Below are 4,322 nucleotides of genomic sequence, written 5' to 3' on the forward strand. Positions count from 1 at the left end.
AAACCCACCCTTTGGCATCTCCCATGAGACGGCGGGCTCGATCCGCCCGGCGATGCTGCGCATCCTGGCGTTTTGCTTCTGGACGCTGATTCCTATCGCGACACTGGAGTTTTTTGCCTACCGGCCGGGATTCATCGCGCTCCTATGGACGATTTTCTGGGTCGGCATGGTTTTGATCGTCATTTCGGTCGCCTCACAGGAGGTGATACAGATGATCTGCCGCGCCATCGCGGGCGGGGAGGAGCCGGCCTGGCTTCGCTCCGCCTCGGGGCGGGCCTACCGGGTGTCCCTGTTGTCCGTGATGACGCTCCTCCTCCTTTTGTATGCGTTCGGTTTCGTGAATCTGACGCGCTATATCCTCGTCGGTCTGCTGTTCAGCGGCGTGATCGTCGCCATCGGGAGGGGGTTGAACCGCCGGAGCGAGGAGCGCATCCGCGCTTTCTTCGTCCGGAGACGCAAAGGACATCTCCGGCCGGAGACGGAAGATAGTGAAATCCATCGGCTCAGCGGCACCGTCCAGAAAATCGTCCGCTACGTCATCCACGCGGGTGTCCTGCTGACGCTCCTCATCCTGTGGGGCGTGGACCTGAAGGCGATTGCCTGGCTGCTTGCCTTTCTGACGGTTCCGGTCGCCACGCTGGGCGGTGTGCGGATTTCCGTTGCGAACCTGGCAAAAATCGCGATAGTCCTGTTCATCGCGTGGTGGTTGAGCCGGTACCTGCAGCATTTGATTCGAAAGAAGCTGACAGAATCGTCCGTCACCGAGGGTGTTCGCGAAAATATCTCTGTCGGCGTGAATTATCTTGTTCTGGCCACCGGCATCATCGTCGCGCTGCGATCGGTGGGCGTGGACTTCACAGGGCTCACGATTTTTGCCGGTGTCATCGGCATCGGGGTGGGGTTCGGGCTTCAGACCATCGCGAACAATCTCATCAGCGGCGTCATCCTTTTGATGGAACGGACCGTGCAGCCCTCGGATTTCATCGAGGTGGGCAATACGGTCGGCATCGTGCAGAAGGTGGCGCTTCGCAGCACGGTGGTCCGGACACTCGATAACATTTCCGTCATCGTTCCGAATTCGAATTTCATCACGAACAATGTGGTCAACTGGAGCCATGACGAAACGCTGACGCGGGGGCGCATTCCTGTCGGGGTCGCCTACGGGAGCGACGCCGAACGGGTCCGGCGCGTCCTGCTGGAGGTGGCGGAGGCGCACGATACTGTTCTCAAGCAGCCTCCGTCCCGGGTGATTTTCACGAGTTTCGGGGACAGCTCCCTCAACTTCGAGCTCCTCTACTGGGTGCGCGAGCCGCGGGAGATGGTTTACATCAAAAGCGATCTGCTCTTCGGCATCGACGCCGCGTTTCGCCGCCACAACATCCGGATTCCGTTTCCGCAGCGCGATGTCAATTTCTTTCCGCAGGGCTTGCGCGATGACGATGCGCCGAGACAGGGGGAAGCGCCGGCGGGGGCGGACGCGCCCGAGGCGCCGCCCGGTGGTTGAGAATGCTTCGGCGGGCGGGTATGGTTTTTCCGCTTTGAGGGTGTATGGGGAAATTCCCGGAACCAGGGGTGGCATCTCATGATTCAGGAAGCGATCGGAAAGCTTGTGGAGGGCCAGCATCTCTCGGCCGATGAGGCCGAGCAGGTGATGGACGAGATCATGACCGGAGAGGCAACGCCCGCCCAGATCGGGGGCTACCTCGTCGCGCTCCGCATGAAGGGGGAGACGCCCGACGAGATCGCCGGGAGCGTCCGCTCCATGCGGGCCAAGGCCACCCATATTCATACCCGCCATCCACACGTCATCGACACCTGCGGAACGGGTGGGGACGGCACGCACACCTTCAACATCTCGACGACGGCGGCGTTTCTCGTCGCGGGCGCCGGACAGCCCGTCGCCAAGCACGGCAACCGTTCCGTTTCAAGTAAGAGTGGAAGCGCGGATGTCCTCAAGGCGCTCGGGGTCAACATCGAAGCCTCCCCCGAACAGGTGAGCGCCTGCCTCGATGAGGCGAAGATCGGGTTTCTCTTCGCGCCCGCCCTCCACGGCGCGATGAAGCACGCCATCGGCCCGCGGAGGGAACTCGCCATGCGGAGCATCTTCAACATCATGGGACCGCTGACGAATCCCGCCCGGGCCCAGAGCCAGCTTGTGGGCGTCTACGCCCCCGAGCTGACCGCGCTGGCGGCGGAAGTCCTCGGAAAACTCGGCTCGAAGCGCGCCATCGTCGTCCACGGCCGCGACGGGATGGACGAGATCACCATCACGGGGCCGACGCAGGTCTCCGAGTGGGATGGAAGTCAGGTGAAGACCTATGAAGTCCGCCCCGAGGACGCGGGCCTTTCGATCGCTTCCGCGGACGCGATCGCCGGCGGGAATCCCGAGGAGAATGCGCAGATTCTCGTCGATATCCTGTCCGGGAAAGAAAAGGGGGCGAAGCGCGATGTCGCGCTCCTCAACGCGGCCGGAGCGCTTCTGGCGGCGGATCGGGTGAAGGACCTTCGGGAAGGCGTTCAGATGGCCGCCTCCGCAATTGCGTCGGGGGAAGCGGTGAAGGCGCTCGATCTTCTCATCGAGGTTTCGAACCGATGACCCTCAAGACCGAAACCGTCCTGGACAGCCTTGTGGCGGGCGTGCGTGAAGACCTCGCCGCCGACAAATCCGCCGTCTCCGAGACGGAGCTGCGGGGCCTTGCGCAGGATGCGGTGCCGGCACGGAGCCTCTTCGATGCCCTCCGCCGCCCGGCGGGCGGGGTGGATTCGAGCGGGGTGGATTCGAGCGGGGTAGACCCGGACGGGGGAAAAATCAGCGTCATCGCTGAGGTGAAAAAGGCCTCTCCCTCGAAGGGATTGATAGTGGATCGCTTCGCGCCGAGGGAGATCGCCGCGGGCTATCAGGCGGGGGGCGCGGCGGCGGTCTCGGTTCTCACCGAGCGGCGGCGCTTTCTGGGCCATCTGGATCATCTGCGGGAGGTGCGGGAGGTGGTGGACCTCCCCATCATCCGCAAGGAATTCATCTTCGACCCCTACCAGATTATCGAGGCCCGCGCCGCGGGTGCGGACGCCATTCTCCTCATCGCGGCCGTTCTCGATGTGCCTGAGCTGATCGATCTGCAGGGCCGGGCGGCGGAACTGGGAATGGACGCGCTCATCGAGGTCCACACCGAGGAGGAGATGGCGCGCGCGCTCGAGGCGGGCGTTCGCATCCTGGGGGTGAACAACCGCAATCTCAAGACCTTCGAGACGGACGCGGCCCACACCTTCCGTCTCATCGGGCAGATCCCGGCGGCGCGGCGAGAGGAGCTGGTCTTTGTCTCCGAGAGCGGCATCTTCGGCTGGAAGGAGGTGGCCCCCCTCGTCGCGGCGGGGGTGGACGCTATCCTCGTCGGGGAGTCCCTCATGCGGAGCGCCGACCCGGCGGCCCTTTTGCGCGAGCTGCGGGGGCTGGGCGGCCAGGAAACGCGCTGATTTTCTTTCCGGTTTTCTCTCCTCATCATCTTTCGCGTGAGTTTCCCTTGCGCTAGGATAGCGCCCTCCGGCCGCCGGGCGGCGGTCTGGGAATCGGGAGGAGGCGATGGAAAACCGGCGGATTCGCGTGGCCTATCTCGGCCCGGAGGCGACGTTCACCCACGAGGCGGCGGTGCGCCATTTCGGCAAGGGGGCGGATTTCATCCCCGTTTCCGACATCGTGGGCATCTTCGATGAGGCAGAGTCCGGCCGGGTGGATGCGGGCGTGGTGCCCATCGAGAACGCCCTCGAGGGTACGGTCAACATCACCCTTGATCGGCTCTTCCGCTCCTCCCTCCGGGTGGTGGGCGAGGTCAGCTTGCCAATCGACATCCATCTGCTCACCCGGGCGAAATCGCTGGAGGCCATCGAGCGAGTCATGAGCCACTACCATGCCGTGGCGCAATGCCGGCGCTGGCTGCGGGAGAATCTGCCGGGGGCGCAGATCGAGGAGGTGGCCAGCACCGCGCTGGCGGCGAAAATGGCCGCTGAGAGCGAAAATCTGGCCGCCCTGGGAAGCCGCATGGCGGGTGCGCACTACGGGCTGCGGGTGCTGGTGGAAAAGCTCGACACCGAGAGCATCAACGTCACGCGGTTTTTCGTCCTGGGCCATGAGGTGCCGCCGCCCACTGGCAAAGACCGGACGAGCATCATCTTCACCTTGCCGAACGAGGCGGGGGCGCTCTACCGGGCGTTCGGCCCCTTGGCCGAGCGGGGGATCAACATGACGAAAATCGAGTCCCGCCCCTCCCGGCAGAGGGCATGGGAGTATGTGTTTTTCATGGATGTGGAGGGGCATGCGGAGGATAAGG

Annotated in this window: 4 protein-coding genes; all 4 read left to right on the forward strand. The window is 64.0% G+C overall.

Translation table 11 applies throughout. The features are described from left to right. Positions 1–1,504: mechanosensitive ion channel (locus O2807_12740; GenBank protein ID MDA1001367.1), on the forward strand; the 1,504-nt coding region annotated here is incomplete at its 5' end. A 78-nt stretch (positions 1,505–1,582) separates the two neighbouring features. Next, entirely contained in the window at positions 1,583–2,596 is a 1,014-nt protein-coding gene (gene trpD / locus O2807_12745) for an anthranilate phosphoribosyltransferase (GenBank protein MDA1001368.1), read from the forward strand. Further along, positions 2,593–3,471: an indole-3-glycerol phosphate synthase TrpC gene (gene trpC, locus O2807_12750; protein MDA1001369.1), complete on the forward strand. Its 879-nt coding sequence runs from the start codon at positions 2,593–2,595 to the stop codon at positions 3,469–3,471. The genes trpD and trpC overlap by 4 nt, the downstream gene beginning before the upstream one ends. Before the next feature lie 106 nt (positions 3,472–3,577). Next, on the forward strand, positions 3,578–4,322 hold a 745-nt coding region (gene pheA / locus O2807_12755), incomplete at its 3' end, for a prephenate dehydratase (GenBank protein MDA1001370.1).

The sequence above is a fragment of the bacterium genome (genome assembly GCA_027622355.1).
In the GTDB taxonomy this organism is placed as follows: domain Bacteria; phylum UBA8248; class UBA8248; order UBA8248; family UBA8248; genus JAQBZT01.

Bases quoted from the DNA above. Each gene is read 5' to 3' on its own strand.
- trpD (MDA1001368.1), top strand. From the start codon at position 1,583: ATGATTCAGGAAGCGATCGGAAAGCTTGTGGAGGGCCAGCATCTCTCG.
- trpC (MDA1001369.1), top strand. From the start codon at position 2,593: ATGACCCTCAAGACCGAAACCGTCCTGGACAGCCTTGTGGCGGGCGTG.